The organism is Achromobacter sp. HZ34, assembly GCF_002209485.1.
In the GTDB taxonomy this organism is placed as follows: domain Bacteria; phylum Pseudomonadota; class Gammaproteobacteria; order Burkholderiales; family Burkholderiaceae_B; genus Bordetella_C.
Genome location: NZ_NJIX01000001.1, coordinates 1489904 through 1513777, shown reverse-complemented (window position 1 = coordinate 1513777; position 23874 = coordinate 1489904). Strand labels below are relative to the sequence as shown.

The 23874-nt window shown below is 65.8% G+C and carries 23 protein-coding genes and 1 pseudogene; 10 read left to right on the top strand and 14 right to left on the bottom strand.

The features are described 5' to 3' along the window. The first annotated feature begins 34 nt into the window (after window positions 1-34). Both CEY05_RS06410 and CEY05_RS06405 read left to right on the top strand, forming a co-directional pair. Window positions 35-1678: an arylsulfatase gene (locus CEY05_RS06410; protein ID WP_088596575.1), complete on the top strand. Its 1644-nt coding sequence runs from the start codon at window positions 35-37 to the stop codon at window positions 1676-1678. A 50-nt stretch (window positions 1679-1728) separates the two neighbouring features. Beyond that, entirely contained in the window at window positions 1729-2754 is a 1026-nt protein-coding gene (locus tag CEY05_RS06405; protein ID WP_198952682.1) for a formylglycine-generating enzyme family protein, read from the top strand. A gap of 68 nt (window positions 2755-2822) precedes the next feature. Here CEY05_RS06405 and CEY05_RS06400 read toward each other — a convergent pair whose 3' ends face one another. Next, on the bottom strand, window positions 2823-3782 hold the full coding sequence (locus tag CEY05_RS06400; protein WP_088596573.1) for a 2-hydroxyacid dehydrogenase: 960 nt from the start codon (window positions 3780-3782) through the stop codon (window positions 2823-2825). Window positions 3783-3899: 117 nt separating this feature from the next. After that, entirely contained in the window at window positions 3900-4877 is a 978-nt protein-coding gene (locus CEY05_RS06395; RefSeq protein WP_088596572.1) for a tripartite tricarboxylate transporter substrate binding protein, read from the bottom strand. A 212-nt stretch (window positions 4878-5089) separates the two neighbouring features. On the opposite strand from CEY05_RS06395, the gene CEY05_RS06390 reads away from it, so the two are divergent. The 3 genes from CEY05_RS06390 to garL all read left to right on the top strand — a co-directional run bounded on the left by CEY05_RS06390 (window position 5090) and on the right by garL (window position 7865). After that, window positions 5090-5860 carry a FadR/GntR family transcriptional regulator gene (locus CEY05_RS06390; RefSeq protein ID WP_088596632.1) on the top strand — a complete coding sequence of 257 codons (771 nt, stop codon included), beginning with the start codon at window positions 5090-5092 and terminating at the stop codon, window positions 5858-5860. 83 nt (window positions 5861-5943) lie between these two features. Beyond that, a complete protein-coding gene (locus tag CEY05_RS06385; RefSeq protein ID WP_255407749.1) occupies window positions 5944-7053 on the top strand; it encodes an Ldh family oxidoreductase in 1110 nt (369 codons plus the stop codon). Window positions 7054-7100: 47 nt separating this feature from the next. Continuing rightward, the gene (garL, locus tag CEY05_RS06380) at window positions 7101-7865 is read left to right on the top strand and encodes a 2-dehydro-3-deoxyglucarate aldolase (protein WP_088596571.1); all 765 of its coding nucleotides are present in this window, start codon (window positions 7101-7103) and stop codon (window positions 7863-7865) included. Between the two features lie 190 nt (window positions 7866-8055). On the opposite strand, the gene rpsT is transcribed toward garL, so the two are convergent. The 10 genes from rpsT to CEY05_RS06330 form a co-directional block, all read right to left on the bottom strand. Continuing rightward, window positions 8056-8319, bottom strand: coding sequence for a 30S ribosomal protein S20 (gene rpsT / locus CEY05_RS06375; RefSeq protein ID WP_088596570.1), 264 nt, complete (start codon window positions 8317-8319; stop codon window positions 8056-8058). A 243-nt stretch (window positions 8320-8562) separates the two neighbouring features. Continuing rightward, window positions 8563-9612, bottom strand: coding sequence for a FecR domain-containing protein (locus tag CEY05_RS06370; protein ID WP_233161380.1), 1050 nt, complete (start codon window positions 9610-9612; stop codon window positions 8563-8565). Window positions 9613-9971: 359 nt separating this feature from the next. Continuing rightward, window positions 9972-11537: a murein biosynthesis integral membrane protein MurJ gene (gene murJ / locus CEY05_RS06365; RefSeq protein WP_088596569.1), complete on the bottom strand. Its 1566-nt coding sequence runs from the start codon at window positions 11535-11537 to the stop codon at window positions 9972-9974. A 146-nt stretch (window positions 11538-11683) separates the two neighbouring features. Continuing rightward, window positions 11684-12442, bottom strand: coding sequence for a 3-hydroxyacyl-CoA dehydrogenase (locus CEY05_RS06360; protein ID WP_088596568.1), 759 nt, complete (start codon window positions 12440-12442; stop codon window positions 11684-11686). A 9-nt stretch (window positions 12443-12451) separates the two neighbouring features. Next, a complete protein-coding gene (gene adk, locus CEY05_RS06355; protein WP_088596567.1) occupies window positions 12452-13108 on the bottom strand; it encodes an adenylate kinase in 657 nt (218 codons plus the stop codon). Between the two features lie 105 nt (window positions 13109-13213). Then, window positions 13214-13978 carry a 3-deoxy-manno-octulosonate cytidylyltransferase gene (gene kdsB / locus CEY05_RS06350; RefSeq protein ID WP_088596566.1) on the bottom strand — a complete coding sequence of 255 codons (765 nt, stop codon included), beginning with the start codon at window positions 13976-13978 and terminating at the stop codon, window positions 13214-13216. Further along, on the bottom strand, window positions 13975-14169 hold the full coding sequence (locus CEY05_RS06345; protein ID WP_088596565.1) for a Trm112 family protein: 195 nt from the start codon (window positions 14167-14169) through the stop codon (window positions 13975-13977). Before CEY05_RS06345 ends, kdsB begins: the two co-directional genes overlap by 4 nt. Window positions 14170-14179: 10 nt before the next feature. Next, window positions 14180-15250, bottom strand: coding sequence for a tetraacyldisaccharide 4'-kinase (gene lpxK, locus CEY05_RS06340; RefSeq protein WP_088596564.1), 1071 nt, complete (start codon window positions 15248-15250; stop codon window positions 14180-14182). A gap of 85 nt (window positions 15251-15335) precedes the next feature. Next, entirely contained in the window at window positions 15336-15752 is a 417-nt protein-coding gene (locus tag CEY05_RS06335; RefSeq protein ID WP_088596563.1) for a biopolymer transporter ExbD, read from the bottom strand. Then, window positions 15749-16420: a MotA/TolQ/ExbB proton channel family protein gene (locus tag CEY05_RS06330; RefSeq protein ID WP_088596562.1), complete on the bottom strand. Its 672-nt coding sequence runs from the start codon at window positions 16418-16420 to the stop codon at window positions 15749-15751. The genes CEY05_RS06335 and CEY05_RS06330 overlap by 4 nt, the downstream gene beginning before the upstream one ends. A 377-nt stretch (window positions 16421-16797) precedes the next feature. Between CEY05_RS06330 and xseA the strand changes: the two are divergent. The 4 genes and pseudogenes from xseA to pcaF form a co-directional block, all read left to right on the top strand. Beyond that, a pseudogene (gene xseA / locus CEY05_RS06325) lies at window positions 16798-18156 on the top strand (exodeoxyribonuclease VII large subunit); the annotation flags it as partial. A gap of 251 nt (window positions 18157-18407) precedes the next feature. Continuing rightward, a complete protein-coding gene (gene sodB / locus CEY05_RS06320; protein WP_088596560.1) occupies window positions 18408-18986 on the top strand; it encodes a superoxide dismutase [Fe] in 579 nt (192 codons plus the stop codon). A gap of 280 nt (window positions 18987-19266) precedes the next feature. Further along, window positions 19267-20649, top strand: coding sequence for a chloride channel protein (locus CEY05_RS06315; RefSeq protein WP_088596630.1), 1383 nt, complete (start codon window positions 19267-19269; stop codon window positions 20647-20649). 195 nt (window positions 20650-20844) lie between these two features. Next, complete coding sequence (pcaF, locus tag CEY05_RS06310) at window positions 20845-22050, top strand: 3-oxoadipyl-CoA thiolase (protein ID WP_088596559.1); 1206 nt, start codon at window positions 20845-20847, stop codon at window positions 22048-22050. 229 nt (window positions 22051-22279) lie between these two features. Here pcaF and CEY05_RS06305 read toward each other — a convergent pair whose 3' ends face one another. Next, entirely contained in the window at window positions 22280-22789 is a 510-nt protein-coding gene (locus CEY05_RS06305; RefSeq protein ID WP_088596558.1) for a DUF192 domain-containing protein, read from the bottom strand. Between the two features lie 221 nt (window positions 22790-23010). Then, complete coding sequence (locus CEY05_RS06300) at window positions 23011-23256, bottom strand: cold-shock protein (protein WP_088596557.1); 246 nt, start codon at window positions 23254-23256, stop codon at window positions 23011-23013. A gap of 225 nt (window positions 23257-23481) precedes the next feature. Between CEY05_RS06300 and clpS the strand changes: the two genes are divergently transcribed. Continuing rightward, a complete protein-coding gene (clpS, locus tag CEY05_RS06295; protein ID WP_088596556.1) occupies window positions 23482-23796 on the top strand; it encodes an ATP-dependent Clp protease adapter ClpS in 315 nt (104 codons plus the stop codon). Window positions 23797-23874 lie beyond the last annotated feature (78 nt).

The window sequence follows — 23874 nt, the reverse complement described above, 5'->3', positions numbered from 1 at the left end:
TAGCCGAATCCGAGCATCCTCTGGTGAGGGAAGCATGAACAACGATACGCAACGCAAGCCCAATATCGTGCTGATACTGAACGACGACATGGGTTATTCCGATATCGGCTGCTACGGCGGCGAGATCGACACGCCCAATCTCGACCGCCTGGCGGCCGGCGGATTGCGCTTCTCCCAGTTCTACAACACGGCGCGCTGCAGTCCCTCGCGTGCGTCCTTGATGACCGGGCTGCATCCGCATCAGACCGGCGTGGGCATACTCACCTACGACTTCGGTCCCGAGGGCTACGCGGGCAACCTCAACAAGCGCTGCGTGACCATACCCCAGGCGCTCAAGGCCAGCGGCTATCGCTCGTACATGAGCGGCAAATGGCATGTCGCCAGCAGCCTGGTCAAGCCCACCGACACCTGGCCGATGCAGCGCGGCTTCGACGCGTTCTACGGCACCATCATCGGCGCGGGCAGTTTCTACGATCCCAATACGCTGACGCGCGGCAACGACAACATCGAACACGAAGCGACGCAGGACAAGGAATTCTTCTACACGGATGCCATCAGCGACCAGGCCGCGGACTACATCCGCGAACACGCCCGCACGCATCCCGACCAGCCGTTTTTCGAATACGTCGCCTACACCGCGCCGCACTGGCCGCTGCATGCGCATGACGAGGACATCGCCAAGTACAAGGGGCGCTTCGACGCCGGCTGGGACGATCTGCGCGCCGAACGCCTGCGCCGGCTCGTGGACAGCGGCGTTCTCAAGGACAGCTGGAAGCTGAGCGACCGCGATCCCACGCAGCCGCCCTGGAACGACGCCCAGGAGAAGGCGTGGCTGTTGCGGTGCATGGAAGTCTATGCGGCGCAGATCGACCGCATGGACCAGGGCATAGGCCGTATCCTGGCCGCCCTGGAGCAGACCGGCCAACTCGACAACACCCTGGTCATCTTCCTGGCCGACAACGGCGCTTGCGCCGAGGATATTCCGGAAACCGTGACGGTCGACGAGCTGGTCAACAAGCTCATGATCGCCAAGTCGCACACGCGGGACGGCAAGCCCGTGCGCTTCGGCAACGATCCGTCCATCATGCCCGGTGCCGAGGATACCTACCAGAGCTATGGCACCGCGTGGGCCAATCTGTCGAACACGCCATTTCGCTTGTACAAGCACTGGATCCATGAGGGCGGAATTTCGACGCCGCTGATTTTCCATTGGCCCGACGGCATCGCCGACAAGGGCGGGATACGCCATGCGCCGGGCTACCTGCCCGACATCATGGCCACCATCCTGGATATCGCGGACGCCACGTATCCCGCGCAATGGGAGGGCAAGGCTATCGCGCCGCTGGAAGGCAGCAGCCTGCGGGCCACGTTCGCCGACGATGCCGGCGGCGGCACCGAACGGCCGCCCATGTTCTGGGAGCACGAAGGCAATGCGGCGGTACGCATCGGCAAATGGAAACTGGTGCGCAGGTATCCCGGGCCGTGGGAACTCTACGACATGGACTCCGATCGCACGGAACTGCACGACCTGGCATCGGAGCAGCCCGAGCGGGTGCAGGACATGGCAGCGCGCTATGAGGAATGGGCGCAGCGCTGTGGTGTCATCCCGCGCGAGAAGATACTGGCGCTGATGAAGCAACAGACCACGCCGGCGTTCTGGGAAGAGGATCAGGATTAAGGCGTCTGGAGCCGCAGGCGTGCGCCCCCTCGGTAATGCTGGAACGAGCGATGAGCCATCCACCCGGTAAGTCCTGCTGCATGCCGTCCGCCGCTGGCGGCACGCATCGCGCCGATGATGACGCGACGACGGCGCTGCCTGCCGGCCCGCCCGGCGTGCCGGCGTGGCGCGCCTGCCGCGCCGGTGATACCTGTAATCCAGGTAACGCGGGTGATGAGGGCGATCACGGCGATCGCTTCGCACACTTGCCGGGTGGCCGCTTCATGATGGGTAGTGACGATCCCGACGGCTTCGCCAGCGATGGCGAAGGTCCGGTGCGCGCCGTCCTCCTGCAGCCTTTCGCTATTGCGCGCACCGCGGTGACCAACCGCGAATTCACCGACTTCGTCCGCGCTACGCAATACGTCACATCCGCCGAGCGCGCGGGCGCGTCTTTCGTGTTCTACCTGCAGGTGCCCGAATCCGATCGCGCCGCCATCCGGCGCGTACCGTCCGGCCTGCCCTGGTGGCTGCCCGTGCAAGGCGCCTGCTGGCAACGGCCGCAAGGGCCGGGCTCGCATATCCACGACCGCCTGGACCATCCGGTGGTGCATATCTCCTGGTTCGACGCGCAGGCCTATTGCGCCTGGGCCGGCCAGCGCCTGCCCAGCGAGGCGCAGTGGGAATACGCGGCACGCGGCGGCCTGGCAGGCAGGAAATATCCGTGGGGCGATGAACTGGAGCCTGGCGGACAGGTCCGTTGCAATATCTGGCGCGGCGAGTTTCCCGGCCGGCCGGCGCCGGGATGGCACCCTGGCACCGTGGCGGTCACCGCTTTCGAACCCAATGGCCATGGCCTGTACAACATGGCCGGCAATGTCTGGGAGTGGTGCGCGGACTGGTTCACGCCGGGGTACCACGCGGTCACCGCCGCGGCCGACCCCGTCCACACCGGGCAGACAGGCCGACGTTCGATGCGCGGCGGCTCCTTTCTCTGTCACGTCTCGTACTGCAACCGCTACCGCGTCGCCGCGCGCAATTCCAATACGCCGGACAGTACATCGAGCAATTGCGGGTTCAGGGTGGCGGCTGCTTGAAATGCCGCCGCTTGAACCGCGGGCCGCGTATCGCGGCCGCAAGACCCCCCCCGCAACCCTGTTCCGGATCAGCCTTCCACCGGCGTGATCACCTTGCCGGTCTTCAGGAACGCTTCCAGGTTTTCCACCATCAGGTCTTCCATCGCCTTGCGGGTTTCCAGGGTGGCGCTGCCGATGTGCGGCAGCAGCACGGCCTTCTCATTGGCCTTGAGCGCGTCCGGCACCTTGGGTTCCTGTTCGAACACGTCCAGCGCCGCATTGCCCAGCTTGCCCGACTCCAGGCACTCGATCAGCGCCGCTTCGTCGATGACCGGGCCGCGCGCGATGTTGATGATGGTGCCCGTCGGACCCAGGGCTTCCAGCACTTCCTTGTTGATCAGGTGGAAGGTTGCCGGGCCGCCCACGGTGGCGACCACCAGGAAGTCGGCCCACTTGGCCAGTTCGACCAGCGACGCTTCATACTTGTAGGACACGTCGTCGCGCTGGCGGCGGCTGTGGTAGCGCACGTCCATGTCGAAACCCAGCCCGCGTTTGGCGATGGCCTCGCCGATGCGGCCCAGGCCGACGATGCCCAGCTTCTTGCCGCTGACGCGCGAGCCCAGCGGAATGCTGCCATGCACCTGCCCCCACTGGCCGGCGCGCACGAAGCGGTCGCCATGGGCGATGCGGCGGGCGCCCGCCAGCATCAGGCCCCAGGCCAGGTCGGCCACGCAGTCCGTCAGCACGTCAGGCGTATTGCTTACCTGGATGCCGCGCGCATGCGCCGCCTTGATGTCCAGGGTCTCATAGCCCACGCCCCAGCTGCAGATGGCTTTCAGATCGGGCAGGGCATCGATGAGTTCGGCCGAGCAGCCGAAGTTGGCCGACGTCACCAGCGCGGTGATGCCCTTGCCGTGCTCGGCCAGCGCCGCCTTGCGATCCGGATATTTCCAGAGTTCGACGATGTCGTATGCGCGCGCCAGGCGGTCGTTGGCGGTGGGCGAGCCGGCATACGAGCCGACCTGGATGATGCGGGTCTTGGCGGTCATGATCTGTATCTGAAAAGTGAGAAAGGAAGGGGAAAGAAATCGGACCTTTGCGTTGCCGGCCTCTTGCGCACTGTCTTTCGACAAGGATGAGGAAAGCAACGCCAAGGTCCACGAATGCTACTCCATCTTGATGCCGCTCTTGGCGATCACTTCCTGCCAGCGCTTGACCTCACCCTGCTGGAAAGCGGTGAAGTCGGCGGGGCTGTTGGCAACCACCTCGAAGCCCAGGCCGTGCAGCGTCTGCTGCACCTGCTTGTCACGCAGCGTGGTGCGCAGCGCATGGGAAAGCTGCTCGACCACCGGCTTGGGGGTGCCGGCCGGCACGGCGAAGCCCTGCCAGGAGTAGACGACCATGTCCTGCAATCCGGCCTGTGCCATGGTGGGCACGTCGGGCAGCTCGGGAATGCGGGCCTCGCCGGTGGTGGCAAGCGCCTTGAGCTTGCCGCCCTTGATGTGGGTCAGGACCGCGCCCAGGTTCTGGAAGGACACGTTGACCTGGTTGCCCATCAGGTCGCTGATGGCCGCGGCGCCGCCCCGGTAAGGTACGTCCACTCCCGTGGTGCCGGTCTTCTGCCGGAACAGCACGGCGGACAGGTGATCGGACGAACCCGTGCCGGACGACGCATAGGACACCGCGCCGGGATTGGCCTTGGCGTAGGCGATCAGCTCGGCGACGTCCTTGGCCGGGAAATTGGGCGATGCCACCAGCACATTGGGATTGCGCACGGCCTGGGTCAGGTACGTGAAGTCCTTGCTGGGGTTGTACGATAAGTTCTGGTACAGCGCCTGGTTGATGGCGAAAGTACCGATGGAGCCCACCATCATGGTGTAGCCGTCGGCGGCCGAGCGGGCCAGGGCCTGGGCGCCGATGGCGCCATTGGCGCCGGGCTTGTTCTCCACCAGGAAAGTCTGCTTGAGCTGCTGCGACAGGCCCGGCGTGACGGCTCGCGCCGTGATGTCGGACGAACCGCCCGGCACGAAAGGAACGATGACGGTGACGGCCTTGTCGGGGTAGGATGCGGCCTGGGCAAGGCCGGCGCCTCCAAGCAGCAGTCCCGCGGTGACCGAGGCAAGGGTGCGGATGATGGGCTTCATGTTGTCTCCTGATTTTTTTGTCAGCGGGTCTGGCCCGGCATCGGCGCTATTGCCCGCGCTCGCAGCTTATGTGATCGGTTGTCCGATGTCTAGCTTGTTAAACAACGTATGATTCCGACGTCAATATGTCAACCAAGTATACTGACGACCCTTCCGAGGGACCGGAGACATCCTTGTCCAGACCGCGCAACCAGCCGACCCCCAGCAACGGCATGACACCGAGCCCTAGCGCCGGGGCCGGCACGTCCGCCGGCGCATCCAGGCCCGATGCGAAAGCGCCGTCCGTCGACCGCAGCCAGCGGGTGCGGCTGGGGGACCAGCTGTATGGGCAGATCTTCGACCAGATCGCCTCAGGCCGATTGAATGTCGGCGACAAGCTGCCCTCCGAACATGAAATCTGCGAACAATTCGGCGTGTCGCGGCCCGTGGTGCGGGAAGCCTTGCTGCGCCTGCGCGCCGACGGCCTGGTCAATGCCTATCAAGGCCTGGGCACCTTCGTCAGCCATCAGCCCGCGCCGCGCCTGAAGGCCTTGGGCGACGTGCAGAATGTCAGCGCCTACCTGCGCGCGCAGGAAGTGCGCATGGCGCTGGAAGGCGATGCCGCGCGCCTGGCCGCGATGCGCCGTACGGACGACCAGCTGCAGAAAATCGTCGATGCGGACCGCGCGTTCTCCGAAGGGCTGGCCCATGGGCGCGTGTCCTCGGAGGCCGATCTGGCGTTCCACGCCAGCATCGCCGAAGCCAGCGGCAACGATTTTTATCTTGCCGTGCTGGAAACCATCCACGAATCCATCCAGGGCTTCATGCGCCTGTCGCTGAACCTGACCCGTACCGGTTCGCGGCAACGCGCCGAACGGGTGGCGGACGAGCATGCCGCCATCCTGTCCGCGATCCGCGAGCAGGACGGCGAGCGCGCGCGCGTGGCCATGCAGTTTCACCTGGGCCAGGCGCGCAACCGCCTGGTCGACCGGGAGCGCGACTAGGCGGCAGGCAAGGATGGAACGGCCGCCGCGGGGAGTGAAGCCGCGCGGTGGAGCAAGCCAGAACATTCCACAGGAGACAGGAAGTGGCAGTCAAGGATAGTGAGATCTTCAAAGCGCCCCTGGACAAGGTGCGCGCACAGATTCTGCAAGTGCTGCAGGCGTGGGGCATGCCCGCCGACCTGGCGCAGACCACCGCCGCGCTGATGAGCGAGACGGATGCCCTGGGTGTCGACTCGCACGGCATCTCCATGCTGCCCAGCTACGAGGACAAGGTGCGCGCCGGCACCTTGAATATCGCGGCGCGCGCAAGCGTGGTGCGTGACAGTCCGGCCAGCGCCTTGCTCGATGCGCAGGCGGGGTTGGGCTATCCGGCCGCCGCGCAGGCCATGAACCTGGCGGTGGACAAAGCGCTGGCGCAGGGGGTGGGTGCGGTAGCGGTGCGCAATTCACATCACTTCGGCGCGGCGGGCGTGTACGCGCGCATCGCCGTGCGCCGTGGCGTGGTCGGCCTGGTGACCAGCAGCGCCAACGGCGTGATCATGGTTCCCACCGGCGCGGCGCGGCCCATGCTGGGCACCAATCCCCTGGCGTTCGCGGCGCCGGCCGGCAGGCATGAACCTTTCGTGCTGGACATGGCCACGACCACGGTGGCGGCCAACAAGGTCAAGGTGTATGACTTCCACGGCAAGGACCTGCCGCCGGGCTGGGCGGTGGACGGACAAGGCCAGCCGGTAACCGATTCGGCCGAGGCCATGGCGTACATCTTCGATCGGCCGGAAGGCGGGCTGACGCCGGTGGGCGGCACCTCCGCGATGAGCAGCCACAAGGGCTATGGCCTGGCGATGATGGCGCAGATCCTGGGATCGACGCTGACCGGCAGCGAGTTCGCCCTGACCTACTCGCAGCGGCGCCAGGCGGGCCAGCCCGACAATATCGGCCACTTCTTCCTGGCCTTGAACCCGGCGGCGTTTCGCGACGCGGGCGCGTTCGAGTCCGACCTGGACGAAATGATAGATGCCGTGCACGACATGCCGCGCGCCGATCCCGCCGTACCCGTGTTGGTGGCTGGCGAGCCGGAAGCCGCGCATCGGGCCCGCCGCGAAGTCGAGGGCGTGCCGATTCCGCCGGCGCTGGCCGAGAAGCTGCGCGCCATCTGCGAGCGCTGCGGCGCGCCGTATCTGCTGGCAGCGTAAGGAGCAAACGACATGATCGCGGATTTACTCAGGAGGCAGTACGCACTATGACTTCACCACTACCCAATCGTTTCCGTCAGCGCATTCTCGCGCGTGAGCGGGTCATCGGTTTCTGGATGTGCATGTCCAGCCACATCACCGCCGAACTGGCGGGCCTGGCCGGCTACGACTGGCTGCTGCTGGACGGCGAACATTCGCCCAATGAAATTCCCATGTTCCTGCAGCAACTGCAGGCCGTGCAGGGCAGCGACGCCGCGCCGGTGGGCCGGCCGACGCAGAACGATCCGGTGGAAATCAAACGCTTCCTGGACATCGGCTTCTACAATTTCCTGATTCCCTTCATCGAGTCGGCGGAAGAGGCGCGCCGCGCCGTGGCCGCGACCCGTTATCCGCCCGAGGGTATCCGCGGCGTGGCGGGCATGCATCGCAGCAATCTGTACGGGACGGTGCCGGACTATCTGAAGACGATCAACGACAACATCTGCGTGCTGTTGCAGATCGAAAGCCAGGCGGGGGTCGACGCCATCGACGAGATCGCCGCGGTGCCAGGCGTGGACGGCATCTTCATCGGTCCTTCGGACCTGGCGGCGGCGCTGGGGCATCTCGGCAATCCGGGCCATCCGGACGTGCAGAAGACCATCCGCCACCTGTACGAATGCGCCACCGCGCATGGCAAGGCGGTGGGCATCCTGGCGCCCGTCGTGGAGGACGCGCGCCGCTATATCGACATGGGCATGCACTTCATCGCGGTCGGGACGGACCTGGGCGTGTTCAAGCAAGCCACGTTCGCGTTGCGAGAGGCGTTCCGTTGATGCGGAAGTAGGGCGAGCCAGGAAGACAAAATCAAAGTCAAAGGGCCGAATCCACGAGGACTCAGCCCTTGATTTGCCTATCTTGCCTTGCTGCGCACGCGAGAAAGAATCTCAAACCTGGGGTTGCACACCACGGTTGGGAGATCAGATACGCGTGCAGGTCCGGATCCGGGGATCCGGACAATCACAATCAGGCCAGGCCCTTGACGGCGGCAGCCAGGCGGCTCTTGTGGCGAGCGGCCTTGTTCTTGTGGATGATGTTCTTGTCAGCAACGCGATCGATCACGCTGGTCGACTTTTGCAGCACAGCGGTAGCGGCAGTCTTGTCGCCAGCTTCAATGGCTTGGCGAACGCGCTTGATGGCGGTACGCAGCATCGAGCGCAGGCTCGAATTGTGCTTGTTGCGCTCGACGGATTGACGGGCACGCTTGCGGGCTTGGGCAGTGTTGGCCATATTGCTATTAAGTTAAGAATTCGGCAAAGCTCAACATTCTAACAAGAATCGAGGCGAATGCAAGCGTTTGTCTACGGGTTGTCTGGATAAATACCCAGCAAATGCGGCCGGGCGGCTTGGAAGTGCGCCGACGCGGTGGCGTCGGACCCGCTGCTTCGATCTGTTTGCGTCGAATCGCAGGCGGAAGGTGTAGCGCGTTGCAGCTCTACAACAACAGTGCTCTGGCTTGGAAAGCTTGCGTCTTCACGCCTGCAAGACGTCGATCGAGACCAGCCAGGGCAAGCGTTTGATTGTAATGGGAATTGTGCGCGCAAGGGTATCCAGTGTCGCGTCGGAGTCGTCCAGCGGGAACTGGCCCGTGACCAGCAGGCCGCCGGCGGCCATCGAAACGCGCAACAGACCGCTGCGATAAGGCCGCAAGGCCGCCACGATATCGGCCAGGGGCCGATTGCGCACGGCGATCCAGCCAGTTTCCCAGGCCGCGTCGGCCATCAGCTCCGGGCGCGGCGTGTCGATCTGCATATCGTCGAAGCGCGCCCCGGTGCCGGCGCCCACCGTGGCGCGGGCCTGGTTGCTGGTGACGACTTCCACTTCGTGCTCGTGCACCACCACCAGCGACCGGCGCATCTGCTGGCGCACCATGTAACGCGTGCCCAGGGAGCGCACCGACCCTTGTTCGGTGTGGATATAGAACGGCCGGTTGGGATCGCGCGCCACGGAAACCGTGACCGCGCCTTCCAGCAGGCGCACGTTGCGCGAGGCACCGGCGAAGTCCAGCTCGATACGCGTGCGCGCATCCAGCAGGATCTGGCTGCCGTCGGACAGCAGGTACTGGCGCCGCTCGCCCGTGGCCGTGGCGGCGTCGGCCGAGAGATTCTTCAGCGGATACAGCTCATTGGCGACGCTCATCCCGACCAGGCCGGCCGCCAGGGCGCCACCGCCTGCCAGCAAGCGGCGCCGCGAGGCACTGTGCACCAGCTTGCGCGACACCAGAGGCGTGTTGGCGGCAGTACGGGCCGGCCCCACCTGCAGCCGGTTGGCACCGGTCGCTGCCTGGGCCTGGGCCTGCGGAGCGTAGCCGGCGGGATAGAAATCGCTCAGGCGGCCGAAGGAAGAACCCAGCGCGGATGTCAGCTGGTTCCAGGCGTTCTCATGCAGGGGATCCGATTCCCGCCATGCCATGAAGTCCGCATAGTCGGCTGGCGATGCGCGGCCGGAACGCAACAGCAGCAGCCAGTTGACTACCTGGTCTGCTACGGGCGAAGAGGGCTCCGGTATTGCGTCCTGTCTCAATGGCGTTCCAGGGCGAGCTGCATCGGTATTAGGGGATATTGCATTGTAAATCGGATTGTAAATATTAAAGCGTTTTCTAAGCTATGGGGCGGTTTCCCCAATGAATTTAAAGAGAAGTAGTGCAGACCTCGTGCTTATGGATGAGGACCAGAGTCGAAATATACGGAAATTTATTGAAATACGCTTAATTCCGGGGACAGGTCTAGGGGTATTCGGGGCATACCCTGACGCTGTCGGTCGCCATCGGGCGGGCCAGCGGTGCGTGCTCGGACTTGATCCCGCCTTTCAGGGCCTGAAAAGTATGGCACCGCCGCTCGGGTCGGTGGCGGCCTCTGCTTCTTGCCTCGGCGTCTTTCTTCTTAGTGGGATTCCAGGCCGCGGCGCTTGAAATCGGCCGGCCGCACGCCGCATAGCAACAGCACAGCGCCGTAGGTGGCGGCGCTGCCCGCCAGGACGACGGCCAGCCAGACTGCACGTTCGCCGCTGTGGGCTTGCAGGGCGATCCAGTTCAGATGCTGCTGCGCAAAGACCAGCACCGCAGCCATGGCCAACAGGGCCGGCAGCAGACGCAGAACGAATTTGCCCCAGCCGGGGCCGGGCCGGTAGACACCGCGCCGCAGCAGAATAGTCAGCAACAGCAGGGCATTCAGGCAGGCCCCCAGCCCGATGGCCAGCGCCAGGCCGGCATGCGCCAGGCGCGGCACCAGCAACAGGTTCAGGCATTGGGTCAGCACCAGCACCACCACGGCTATCTTGACCGGGGTGCGGATGTCCTGGCGCGCGTAGAAGCCGGGCGCCAGGATCTTCACCGACAGCAGGCCGATCAGGCCGACGCCATAGGCCATCACGGCAATGCGGGTCTGGGCCACGTCGTGCGCGGAAAAAGCGCCGTAGTGGAAGAGGGTGGCCACCAGGCCGTCGGACAGCAGCGCCAGGCCCACCGAGCCGGGCAGGCCCACCAGCAGCGTCAGGCGCAGGCCCCAGTCCAGCAGCGAGCTGTAGGCCTGGGTATCGGCGCGCGCATTGGCCGCCGACAGGCTGGGCAGCAGCACCGTGCCCAGCGCCACGCCCAGCATGGCAGTGGGGAATTCCATCAGGCGGTCGGCATAGGACAGCCACGTCACGCTGCCGGCAGGCAACCACGTGGCGATATTGGTATTGATCAGCAGCGAGATCTGCGCCACCGATACGCCCAGTGTCGCCGGCAGCATCTGCTTGAGGATGCGCTGCACGGTGGGATCGGCCCAGGCTTCACCCAGGCGCAGCGAAAAGCGCGGCGCCATCCCCAGGCGCAGCAGCGCGGCCCATTGGATGGCCAGCTGCAGCACGCCGCCGACCAGCACGCCGATGGCCAGCGCATAGATAGGCGGATCGATATGCGGCGCCAGCCAGATGCAGGCCACGATCATGGCCACGTTCAGCAGTACCGGCGTGAAGGCCGGCACGGCGAAATGGCGCCAGGTATTGAGTACTCCCGAGGCGAAGGCCACCAGGGACATGCACAGGATGTAGGGGAACATCACGCGCGTCATCCACACGGCGCCGTCGAAGCCGGCGGCGTCGGCGCCGCCACGCAGGCCGCTGGCGATGGCCATGACGACCCAGGGCGCGGCCACCATGCCGATCACGGTGATCGCCATCAGCACCACGGTGAGCAGCAGGGCGACCTTGTCCAGCAAGGGCCGCACGCCCTCGTCGCCGTGCTTGGCGCGCGCGGCGCCCAGGATGGGGACGAAAGCCTGCGCGAACGCGCCTTCGGCGAACAGCCGCCGCAGCAGGTTGGGGATGCGGAAGGCGACCCAGAACGCGTCGGTAAGGGGGGCGGCGCCGAATGCGCGCGCCACCAGGATGTCGCGGACCAGGCCCGCGATGCGCGACAGCAAGGTAAAACTGCTGACCGTGGAGGCCGAGCGCAACAGGCTCATGGCGGGAGCACAGGGAAAAAAGAGAGGCGGCCGCAACGGCAAGGCCAGGATGAACACGGCCCGGTAAGCAACCCCGGGCCGGCACGGATGGCGGATCGCGCATCAAGGATCGCGGATCCGGGCCAGATCCGTGATCCCCAGGCCACTTACTTCGGCGGCATGCGGATGGCCCCATCCAGACGGATGGTCTCGCCGTTCAGCATGTCATTCGTGATGATGCTTTGCACCAGCTTGGCGTAGTCTTCCGGACGGCCCAGGCGGGCCGGGAAGGGAATGCTCGCGGCCAGCGAATCCTGCACTTCCTGCGGCATGCCGAAGATCATGGGCGTGCCGAAAATGCCGGGAGCGATGGTCATGCAGCGGATGCCGACCTTGGACAGGTCGCGTGCGATCGGCAGCGTCATGCCCACCACGCCGGCCTTGGAGGCGGCGTAGGCGGCCTGGCCGATCTGGCCGTCATAGGCCGCGACGGATGCCGTGTTGATCAGGACACCCCGTTCACCGGTGGCTTCGGGCGTGTTGTTGCCCATTGCTTCGGCGCACAGGCGCATCATGTTGAAGCCGCCGATCAGGTTGATCGCGATGACCTTCTGGAACAGGTCCAGCGGGTGCGGGCCGTTCTTGCCGACGATGCGGGAAGCGGGCGCCACGCCGGCGCAATTGACCAGCCCGAACAGCGGGCCGATGGCCACGGCGGCCGCCACCGCGGCCTTGGCGTCGGCTTCCTGCGTGACGTCGCAATGGACGTAGTGCTGGCCCAGTTGCTCGGCCAGCTTGCCGCCGGCTTCGTCCTGCACGTCGGCGATGACGACCTTGGCGCCGTTGGCCACCAGCATCTGCACCGTGCCCGCGCCCAGTCCCGAAGCGCCGCCCGTGACGATGAATACCTTGTTGGCGATCTCCATGCGCGGGCCTCAGCTTTGCAGGGCGCCGAACACGCGCGCCTTGATCTCGTCGACCGCACCGACGCCGGAAATCTTGCGGTAACGCGGCGCCTGCTGGGCGTCGGCCTTGGCCCAGTTGGCGTAGTAGTCCACCAAGGGGCGCGTCTGGTTGCGGTAGACCGTCAGGCGGTTGCGCACGGTTTCCTCGCGGTCGTCGTCACGCTGCACCAGCGCTTCGCCGGTGACGTCGTCCTTGCCTTCAACCTTGGGCGGATTGAAGCGCACGTGGTAGCTGCGGCCGCTGGCCGGGTGCACCCGGCGCCCGCTCATGCGTTCGATGATGTCGTCCTCGGGGACTTCGATCTCGACCACGTAGTCCAGCTTGACGCCGGCATCCTTGAGCGCGTCAGCTTGCGGGATGGTGCGGGGGAAGCCGTCGAACAGGTAACCGTTGCTGCAATCCGGCTGGGTCAGGCGGTCGCGGACCAGGCCGATGATGATGTCATCGGACACCAGGCCGCCCGCGTCCATGATCTTCTTGGCTTCCAGGCCCAGCGGGGTGCCGGCCTTCACCGCGGCACGCAACATGTCGCCGGTGGAGATCTGCGGAATACCGAAATGCTGGGTAATGAAGGCGGCCTGAGTGCCTTTACCGGCGCCAGGGGGGCCGAGCAGGATGAGACGCATGAAAGCTCCTGGGATGGGTGTGTATTTTTTGGTTGGGCCGATTATGCCGTAATGCGCGCTGTACTGCCCTGCTGAAGCTGGGCGAGACCGCCAGACGATGGGCCCTTATAACCGATTTGCGTAGACGCGGCGCACGCGTTCAAGGTCTTCCGGCGTATCCACGCCAGCGGCGGGCGCCTGGTTGACCTGATGCACCACGATGGCATGGCCGTGTTCGAGCGCGCGCAGCTGTTCCAGGGCTTCCCAGCGTTCCAGCGTGCCTTGCGGCAGCGTGGGGAAGCGGCGCAGGAAACTGGCGCGATAGGCGTACAGGCCGATGTGATGCCACGCGGGCAGGGCGGGCGCCAGCAGGCGCTCACCACCCGCCAGCGCGTCGCGCGCCCAGGGGATCGGCGCGCGCGAGAAATACAGCGCGCGGCCGTCGGCGGCGCAGACGGCCTTGACGACGTTGGGATTGAACAGCGCCGCGGCGTCGGCGATCGGGCAGGCGCTGGTGGCGATGTCGGCGTCGGGACGCGCGGCCAGCAGGCCGGCCACGGCATCTATCAATTCGGGTTCGATCAGCGGCTCGTCGCCCTGCACGTTGACGACGACGGCATCGTCAGCCAGTTGCAGCGCCTGCACGGCTTCCGACAGGCGGTCGGTGCCGGTGGGGTGGTCGGCGCGCGTCATCAAGGCTTCGATGCCATGCGCGCGGGCGGCCTGGGCAACGCGGTCGTCGTCCGTGGCCACCAGCACGCGAGCGGCGCCGGAGGCAGCCGCTCGTTCAGCCGTGCGCACCACCATGGGCTTGCCGGCGATGTCGGCAAGCGGCTTGTCGGGCAGCCGGGTGGAGGCGGCGCGCGCCGGGATGATCGCGATGAAGCTCATTGCGGCTGGCTGGCGGCGTTGCGTTCGCCATCGAGCGGGCGCGCTTCGGATTCGAGCATGACCGGGATGCCATCACGGACGGGAAACGCCAGGCGGTCCGCGTTGCAGGTAAGTTCAGCCTGCTGGCGGTCGTATTGCAGGCGGCCTTTGCAGATGGGGCAGACGAGGATGTCGAGCAGTCGGGATTCCATGGGCGGAATTCTAGTGCAGATTGGCGGGCTGCGCCGGGGGCGTGGTCGAATGCAGCACGCCGGCCAGCCAGTCGAAGAAGTGCGGGTCGGAAAAACGCGGCACGGCCGGCACCACCCACAGCCGGTTGTCGCCCAGCCCCAGGCATTTGACGGCGTCCTTGGTCGTGACCAGGATCAGGTCGGCGGGCACCTGCCGAAAGGGCGAGCGGGTGTAGCTGTAGTGGTCGGGCAGCGGCACGGTGGCCGCCAGGGGCATGCCGCTGGCGCGCAGCGACGCGAAGAAGCGTTGCGGGTTGCCGATGCCGGCGGCCGCGGCGATGCGGTCGTGGGCGAAGTCGTCACGCAATTCCCACAGGGTGCGGCGCTGGCCGTCGCGCAGGCGCCAGGCCTCGGTCAATTCCATCCACATATGGATGCGGCGCGGCTTCTGGCGTGGAGCCGTCGCCGCGCCCGGTGCTTCGGCGTCGGCCACGTTGTCGATGATGACGTCGACGTCGGCCAGCCGGCCGGGCGGTTCGCGCAGCGGGCCGGCCGGCAGCAGGCGGCCGTTGCCCACGCCGCGGTCGTCCTGCACCACGATTTCAACGTCGCGCGCCAGCGCCAGGTGCTGCAGGCCATCGTCCGAAATGATGACGTCCACTTCCGGATGTGCGCTGAGCAGCGTGCGCGCGGCGCGCGGCCGGTCCGGATGCACGGAAATGGGCGCACCGGTGGCGCGGGCGATGAGCGCGGGTTCGTCGCCGAAGCGGTCCGCCGACAGGTCGCCGCGGCCCACGTGGGCGTGCTGGCCGACCTTCACGCCGTAGCCGCGGCTGACCACGCCCGGGGTATAGCCGCGCTCGCGCAGCGCCTTCACCAGCGCTACCACCACCGGCGTCTTGCCGGTGCCGCCGACGTAGATGTTGCCGACCACGATGACGGGCACGGGCGGGCGATAGGCCTGGCGCCAGCCGCGCCGGTACGCCGTCCGCTTGGCCGTGATGGCAAGCCAGGCCAGGCCGGCCAGCGGCAGCAGCAGATTGGACAGCCAGCCGGCGCGCTGCCATTGGCGTTGAATCAGGCGCGTAGTGGAGGAAGTCACGTGAAGGAGGTCACCGTGAAGGGAATCACTGTGAAGAAAGCCATCTTGATGGAAGCCATTTTGGAGGAAGCCGCTGCGAAGGTGCTCACCGCGCCGTCTGCGTGGCGAAGTTCACCCGGGCGATGCCGGCCTGGCGCGCGGCTTCCATGACATTGACCACCGTCTGGTGGGTGGCCAGGGCGTCGGCGTTGATGACCAGCACCGGGTCCTTGCGGCCGGCCGCGATGCCGCGCAGGGCCGCGGCGATATCGGTGGCGGTGCTGGCGTCCAGCAGCTTGCCGTCCAGCGCATAGTGGCCGTCCTGGCTGATCGCCACTTCGATGGGCGCGACGGTCTGCTGCTCGGCAGCGGCCTGCGGCAGGGTCACCTTGAGCTGGCTGAAGCGGGCGAAGGACGTGGTGGCGGCGAGGAAAATCAGGATCACCAGCAGCACGTCGATGAGCGGGATCAAGTTGATTTCCAGCTCATCGCCATGGCGCGACCGCGGTCCACCGAAATTCATGACAGCGCGTCCTGGAACATCGGGTCGCGCGGGCCGGCGTCCTCGTCGGCCGCCATGCCACGGGCGCGCGCGCCGCCGCCCAGGACACGGGCGGCGCGGCCGGCGGCCTGTTCCATCTGGTGCAGATAGCCTTCGATGCGGCCCCGCAGATAGCGGTGGAAGATCATGGCCGGGATGGCGATGAGGATGCCGAAGCCCGTGTTGTAAAGGGCCACCGAGATGCCGTGGGCCAGCTGCGCGGGGTCGCCGCCCACCGGCGAATAAGACCCGAAGATGTCGATCATGCCCACCACCGTGCCGAACAGGCCCAGCAGGGGCGCCACCACGGCGATGGTGCCCAGCGCCGCGACATAACGGTTCAGGTCATGGGCGACGGCGCGGCCGGCGTCTTCCACCGCCAGGCGCATCTCGTCGCGCGGCGCGTGGCGATAGCGCAGGACCTCGGCCAGCACGCGGCCCAGCGGGGAGTTGCGTTCCAGCCGGTTGACGGCTTCCGGGCTGTCCTGGCGGTTGCGCACCATGTCCAGCACCTGCGTGAGCAGGCCCGCGGGCACGACCAGGCTGCGGCGCAAGGAAAGCAGCCGCTCGAAAATCAAGGCCAGGCACAGGACCGAGGTAGCGAGCAAGAACCAGATCGGCCAGCCGGCGTCACGAAGGATGGACAGCAAAAGGGAGCTCCAGGTAGGGCGCCGCACGGGGCGTCCGGAGGGCGGGAATCGGTAAGACCAGGGCGAACTGTAACGGGCGGAGCGCCGCCCTGGCAATAGTGGGCCATCCCGCATCAGCCGTCAGGACGAGCGGCCAATCTATCCACAGATTCTGTGGATAATTCTGTGCAGAACTTGGGCGGAAGCCGCATTCTTGCGGGCTGCGCGTCGGTACGCAGCAGTGGGTAAAAATCACATTTAAGCCACAATATGAATAAAATCATATGGTTATGGCGGTTTCTTAATGTAAATGTGCACAATTTGGCTGGATTTCGGGTCGAGGTATCATTCAGCCCGTGTTTCTTTGGCCTGTGGAAAGGTTCGCCCCGGAAAGCCTTATGACAATTGAATTTACGGTCAAAGACGACGTATTTACGCGGGATATCCTCACGGTTGCCCAGCTGAACCAAGCGGTGGGGCGGCTTTTGGATCGCAATGTCCCGCCCCTGTGGGTTCGCGGCGAGATTTCCAATTTCACCGCCGCGGCGTCGGGCCACTGGTATTTCACCCTCAAGGACGGCCAGGCGGCGGTGCGCGGCGTCATGTTCCGCGGCCGCGCCTCGGCCGTCGGCTTTACGCCGCGGGCCGGCGACAAGGTCGAGGTGCGTGCCCGCGTGACGCTGTATGAACCGCGCGGCGATTACCAGTTGCAGATCGAGGGTATGCGGCGGGCCGGCCTGGGCGATCTGTTCGAGGCCTTCCTGCGCCTGAAGCAGAAACTGGAAGCCGAAGGGCTGTTCGACGAGGCGCGCAAACGCCCACCCGTGCTGCTGCCGCGCGCCATCGGCGTGGTGACGTCGCTGCACGCGGCGGCCCTGCGCGACGTGCTGAGCGCCCTGGCGCGGCGCGCGCCGCAGGTGCCCGTGATCATCTATCCCGCGCCGGTGCAGGGCGCCGACTCGGCGCCGCGGCTGGCCGCCGCCATTGCCGCCGCCAACCGGCGTGCCGAGGTCGAAACCCTGCTGCTGGTGCGCGGCGGCGGCAGCATCGAAGACTTGTGGAGCTTCAACGACGAAGCCCTGGCACGCCAGGTGGCCGACAGCGCCATTCCCATCATCTGCGGCGTCGGTCACGAAACCGATTTCACCATTGCCGACTTCGTCGCCGACGTGCGGGCGCCGACGCCCACCGCGGCGGCCGAGCTGGCCTGCCTGCCGCGGCAGGAGCTGTACCAGCGCGTGCAGGTCCTGGCGCGGGAGTTGCACCGGGTGCAGCAACGCCAGCTCGACCGTGCCGCGCAACGCCTGGACCGGGCTGCCGCGCAACTGGAGTCGCCGCAGCAGCGGCTGGCGCACCAGGCCGACCGCCTGGCCGCCTTGCGCCACCGTTTGCAGAGCGCCTGGCCCGGGCCGCGCGGCCGCCGCCAGGCCCGTCTGGACCTGCTGATGGCGCGGTTGCGCCACCGCGGCCCGGACGTGCCGAGAGTGCGCGATGCGGTGGCGCGACAGGCACGTCAGTTGCTCCAGGCGCACCGGCGCTTGCTGGAGCAACGGCGGGGCCGCCTGCAGTCCCTGGCGGCGCAGTTGCGCGCCTTCGATCCCGGACAGGTGCTGGCGCGGGGTTACACCCTGGCGCGCGACAGCGAGGGTAAGCTGGTGCGCGATGGCGCGGCGCTGGCGCCGGGGCAGCGGCTGCAACTGGAGTTCGCGCGCGGCGCTGCGCTGGTCGACGTGGTGGATCCGGCGAACGCCAAGGACCCGCAAGGCGGCACAGGCGGGCCGGGCGGCAAAGGCGGCAAAGGCAGCAGGGATAAGCGTCGCGCGCCTCTCGAACCGGGCGGCCAGGGCGATCTGCTCGGCTGAACCGGCCGCGGCCGGCACCGTCTTCACTGGAATATCCTAAGACCGATTTTTTATCCCGGGTGCACGCAGGGATAAGACGGCCACTCAAAAAACAGCCGATACAATGCTCGGCTGTGATCGTGCTCTCAACCAAGAAGGAACTGAAAATGGCGCACACGCTTCCCCCCCTGCCTTACCCTCTGGATGCCCTGGCTCCCCGCATTTCCAAGGAGACGCTGGAGTTCCACTATGGCAAGCACCATCAAACCTACGTCACGAACCTGAACAACCTGATCGCCGGTACCGAGTTCGAAAACGCTTCCCTGGAAGACATCGTCAAGAAGTCCTCCGGCGGCGTGTTCAACAACGCGGCCCAGGTCTGGAACCACACCTTCTACTGGAACTCGCTGTCGCCCAAGGGCGGCGGTGAACCCACCGGCAAGCTGGCTGACGCCATCAACGCCAAGTGGGGCAGCGCCGATGCGTTCAAGGAAGCCTTCAACAAGTCGGCCGCCGGCAACTTCGGTTCGGGCTGGACCTGGCTGGTCAAGAAGGCCGACGGTTCGCTGGACATCGTCAACACCAGCAACGCCGCCACCCCCCTGACCACCGCCGACAAGCCCCTGCTGACCTGTGATGTCTGGGAACACGCGTACTACATCGACTACCGTAACGCGCGTCCCAAGTATCTGGAGAATTTCTGGGCACTGGTGAACTGGGAATTCGCGACGCAGAACCTAGGCTGATCCAGTTTCACGCCGCAGTTTCGGCATCTGCATGGGGCCGGCCATCCGCAAGGGGGCCGGCCCCTTGTCTTGGGGATGCCTCGAAAGCCCAGGGAAGCTTTGCGGGAAGCTTTTTATAAAAAGCTTCGGGGGCTGCGAAGGGCGTGCGTCGGGGGACCTCGCTGCACCCGGACGTTTAATCTGATGCAGGTCATCGACAGGCGATTCAGGTCAACCTGACGCCGACAGTGCTATGGTCATGGGTTTCCCGCCTCGTCCGTTCGCCCGGACGTCCCCGACCATGTCATCTGCCTCCCTGATGCGCCGGCTGCGACTGTTGTCCCGCCGGCAACTGCGCCATGCGCGCCGGCTTTCCCGCAAGTCCGTGCAACTGGGCCTGGTACTGGGCGGGGCCGCCCTGGTGGCGCTGGCGTCATTGGCATTCGCCAAGCTGGCGGACCAGGCGCTGGAATGGAATGCCCAATGGGTGGCGCGTGCCGGCTGGGCCGCCTTCATCGTCATGCCGCTGGGCCTGGCCGCGATACGCTGGCTGACGCTGCGTTACGCCAGTTACGCCGTGGGCAGCGGCATTCCCCAGGTGATCGGTGCCTTGACCCTGCAGGGCCAACCGCAGGCCCAGGGCGGGCTGGTGACCCTGGGCCATGCGCTATGGAAAATCCCGCTGACGTTCGCCGGCATGCTGGTGGGCGCGTCGATCGGCCGCGAAGGGCCGTCGGTGCAGGTGGGCGCGGCCGTCATGCTGGCCTGGGGCCGGTTCTGGAAGAATCGCCAATTGCCGCTGAAAGGTTTTCACAACAATGAACTCATTGCCGCCGGCGCCGCCGGTGGCCTGGCCGCGGCCTTCAATGCGCCGCTGGCCGGCGTCATCTTCGCCATCGAGGAACTGGGTCGCGGCACGGCGCTGCGCTGGCAGCGGCTGGTCCTGCTCGGCGTGCTGGCCTGCGGTTTCTTCGTGGTGGCCGCCAGCGGCAACAATCCCTATTTCGGCATCTTCGGCGGCAGCGTGTTGCCCAATATGCTGGGCTGGGTGCTGTTGTGCGGCGTGGTCAACGGCGCGCTGGGCGGCGTGTTCGCGCGCCTGCTGGGCAAGGGCGTCACGGTACTGGCGCCGCTGCCCTGGCGCGCCAGCATACGCGCCCATCCGGTGCTGACCGCGGCGCTGATCGGCCTGGTGCTGGCCGCCATCGGTTATGCCACGCATGGCGTCATCTACGGCACCGGCTACGGCGCGGCGGCGGCGCTGCTGGCGGGGCAGGGCGTCGGCCATGACGGCTTCGGCCTGCTGAAGTGGCTGGCCACGCTGCTGTCCTATTGGGCCGGCATTCCTGGTGGCATCTTCACGCCCGCGCTCACCACGGGGGCGGGCATCGGCCATGAAATCTGGTCCTGGACGGGCGGCTCGGTCGACCAGCGTGTGCTGGTCCTGGTGTCGATGGCGGCCTTCCTCGCCGCCGCCACGCAGGCGCCGTTGACGGCGGCCGTGGTGGTGATGGAAATGACGGGCAGCCAGCCCATGCTGTTCTGGCTGATCGCCGCCGCGCTGACGGCGTCGATGGTGTCGCGCCAGTTCAGTCCGCATGCCTTCTACCATATGGCGGCAGGACGCTTCCGCCGCCAGATCCTGGTCGATACCGGCCGCGCACAGCACTCGGTCGGGGCCTGAGCCTGATATGCCGAGGTGCGCCGCCGTCGGCAGCCACCCCGTCCGCTGGGCGTTCACACGGGCCGCATCGCGCCTTCCGAATCGCTGAAGTGTCCACGCTGTAGACGTCCATTCGATGGACATTGTTCGCTTGCACCTCCAGCGCGCAAAGCCTGGTGCGCTACCATCGTCGCTCCTATCTTCTGAGAGCCTGCCATGAGCGAGCAAGCCTTTATCTGCGATGCCATCCGTACTCCTTTCGGCCGTTACGGCGGCGCACTGTCCGCGGTGCGTGCCGACGATCTGGCCGCCGTGCCGATCAAGGCGCTGATGGCCCGCAACACCGGAGTGCAGTGGGACGAGCTGGACGACATCATCTTCGGTTGCGCCAACCAGGCCGGCGAAGACAACCGCAACGTTGCGCGCATGGCCGCGCTGCTGTCCGGCCTGCCGGTCGGCGTGCCGGGTTCCACCATCAACCGCCTGTGCGGCTCCGGGCTGGACGCCCTGGGCACGGCGGCGCGCGCCATCCGTGCCGGCGAAACCGGCCTGATGCTGGCCGGCGGCGTCGAAAGCATGAGCCGTGCGCCTTTTGTCATGGGCAAGGCGGAAACGGCGTTCTCGCGCAACGCGATGATCTATGACACCACCATCGGCTGGCGTTTCGTCAACAAGCTGATGAAGGCGCAATACGGCGTCGATGCCATGCCGGAGACGGCGGAAAACGTCGCCGACGACTTCAAGATCAGCCGCGAAGACCAGGACATCTTCGCCCTGGCCAGCCAGGAAAAGGCCGTCAAGGCCCAGCAGTCCGGCTTCTTCGATACGGAATTGACGCCGGTATCGGTGCCGCAGAAGAAGGGCGACGCGGTACTGGTGGACAAGGATGAACATCCCCGTTCGACCAGCCTGGAGGCGCTGGCCCGTTTGAAGGGCGTGGTGCGTGAAGGCGGTTCGGTCACGGCGGGCAACGCTTCCGGCGTCAACGACGGCGCCGCGGCCCTGCTGCTGGCCAATGAAGGCGCCTTGTCCCGGCATGGCCTGAAGCCGCGCGCCCGCGTGGTGGGCATGGCCACCGCCGGCGTGCCGCCGCGCATCATGGGCATGGGCCCGGCGCCGGCCACGCGCAAGGTGCTGGCCCTGACCGGGCTGACGCTGGACCAGATGGACGTGATCGAGTTGAACGAAGCCTTCGCTGCCCAGGGCCTGGCCGTCCTGCGCGACCTCGGCATTGCCGACAACGATCCGCGCGTGAACCCGAACGGCGGCGCCATTGCCCTGGGCCACCCCCTGGGCGCCAGCGGCGCACGCCTGGCCACTACCGCCGTGAACCAGCTGGAACGTAGCGGCGGCCGGTACGCGCTGTGCACGATGTGCATTGGCGTGGGCCAGGGCATCGCCGTGATCCTGGAACGCGTGTAAATCCAGTCCCGCCGGGCTGCCGCACTCTTTGCCCTGATAAAAAGCCCCCAGGTCGTCCTGGGGGCTTTTACATTCATTCACAAATAAGGGGTGAATTCGTTGCAAAATATTCCGAAGGCACGATACACGCCTCGCGCGATCGGCTGTCGGACCGGCATTTCGGCACCTTTTATCCGGCTGAAATTCAGGCAGGCGCCTTGCGGCCGTTGCCGCCGCAAATGAACCGTGCTCAGGGCAGGCCGTCGATTTTCTTGCCGGCGCTGATGCCGTGGTCGGTGAACCAGCCCTGTGCCATTTCCAGCGCATAGCGCACCGGCTTCTTCGAGCAATGGGTATCGTCGGTTTCCGGCGCCATGTCGGCGATGTTGGCGATGGTGCCATCGTCCGCGATGAAGGCGATGGACAGCGGCAGCGGCGTGTTGTGCATCCAGAAGCATTGCATGTCAGGCGCTTCGAACACGAACAGCATGCCGTCGTTGGCTTCCAGTTCCTTGCGGAACATCAGGCCGCGCTGCCGGGTGGCGTCGGTATTGGCGACTTCAGCGTGGATGACGTGTATGCCCGCCGACAACTGCACCGTGCGCAGGGGCGGCTGCGCCGTGGTCGGCTCCTGCGCCCGGGCGGCGCCCGCGGCGGCGGTGAACGTGGCCGCGAAAGCGAGGAGCAGGGCGGTCAACGCCGCGCCGCGCCCTCGTGTGAAACTGGATCGAGTCGAGGGCAAGGCAGCGCTGGTTTGCATGGGCAACTACTTGAATAAAGGGGAAAACACGGGAAGGTCGGGCCAGGGCACGCGACCGCGCCAGGCTGGGCAGGAACCGGGCCCGGGAGCCAGCCGGAGACCCGGTCTCAAACCCGGCAACGACGCGCAACGGACGCGGAAAGGCAAAAAAGGCAGGGCGTTCAACGCCCCGCCTCCGTCGTATGGTACCCGAAGACGCCGAGAAAACCAGGCCGGATTGCTCAGGCAGCGGTTATATTCAGAGCCTGCTTACCCTTGGGGCCCTGGATGATCTCGAAGGATACCTTCTGGCCTTCTTTCAAGGTCTTGAAACCGTTCATCTGTATCGACGAAAAGTGGGCGAATAGATCTTCGCCACCATCGTCCGGCGTGATGAAGCCGAACCCTTTCGCGTCGTTGAACCATTTTACGGTTCCGGTTGATTTTGGATTGTCCCCTTGGACAGCGGGTGCGGTCATATCAGACATGCGGACTGCCTCATGAATCGTATGTTGACAGAAGGGCTCCCCGGCAATGCCGTCCCCCCCCTTTATTCATTCCCGCGCTAACAGTCGCCTGAAAGCGGCAAGAATTCGGCGAATAATGCGCTTATTTTCTTTCGGGCGTCAAGTATGGAAACTACGCATTTCTACATGTAAAAGTGGCATCTGCCCTGTGCTACTTATTCAAGGTTTAAATAAAATACGGCCGCTATGAGCTCAAGTACGGATACCCAACACGATCTGGTTGTAGAAAAGGAGGCCGCGAAGACTGCGCCCCCTCCCATGTACCAGGTCGTCCTGCTCAATGACGACTACACCCCCATGGAGTTCGTGGTGAAGGTGCTGCAGAAATTTTTCGGCAAGAATCAAGAAGAAGCGACCCGGATCATGTTGCAAGTTCATCACGAAGGCCGAGGGGTCTGCGGGGTTTATCCCCGCGACGTCGCGGCGACACGTATTGCCCAAGTCGGCCAATATGCGCGCGCCAAGCAGCACCCATTGCAATGCGTCATGGAACCGGTTTGATCCGGTTTCGTGAGTTTTAAGTCCCGGCGCGTTAACACGCCGGTATAAATTCAAAATCAAAATGCGTTTTTTTTAAAT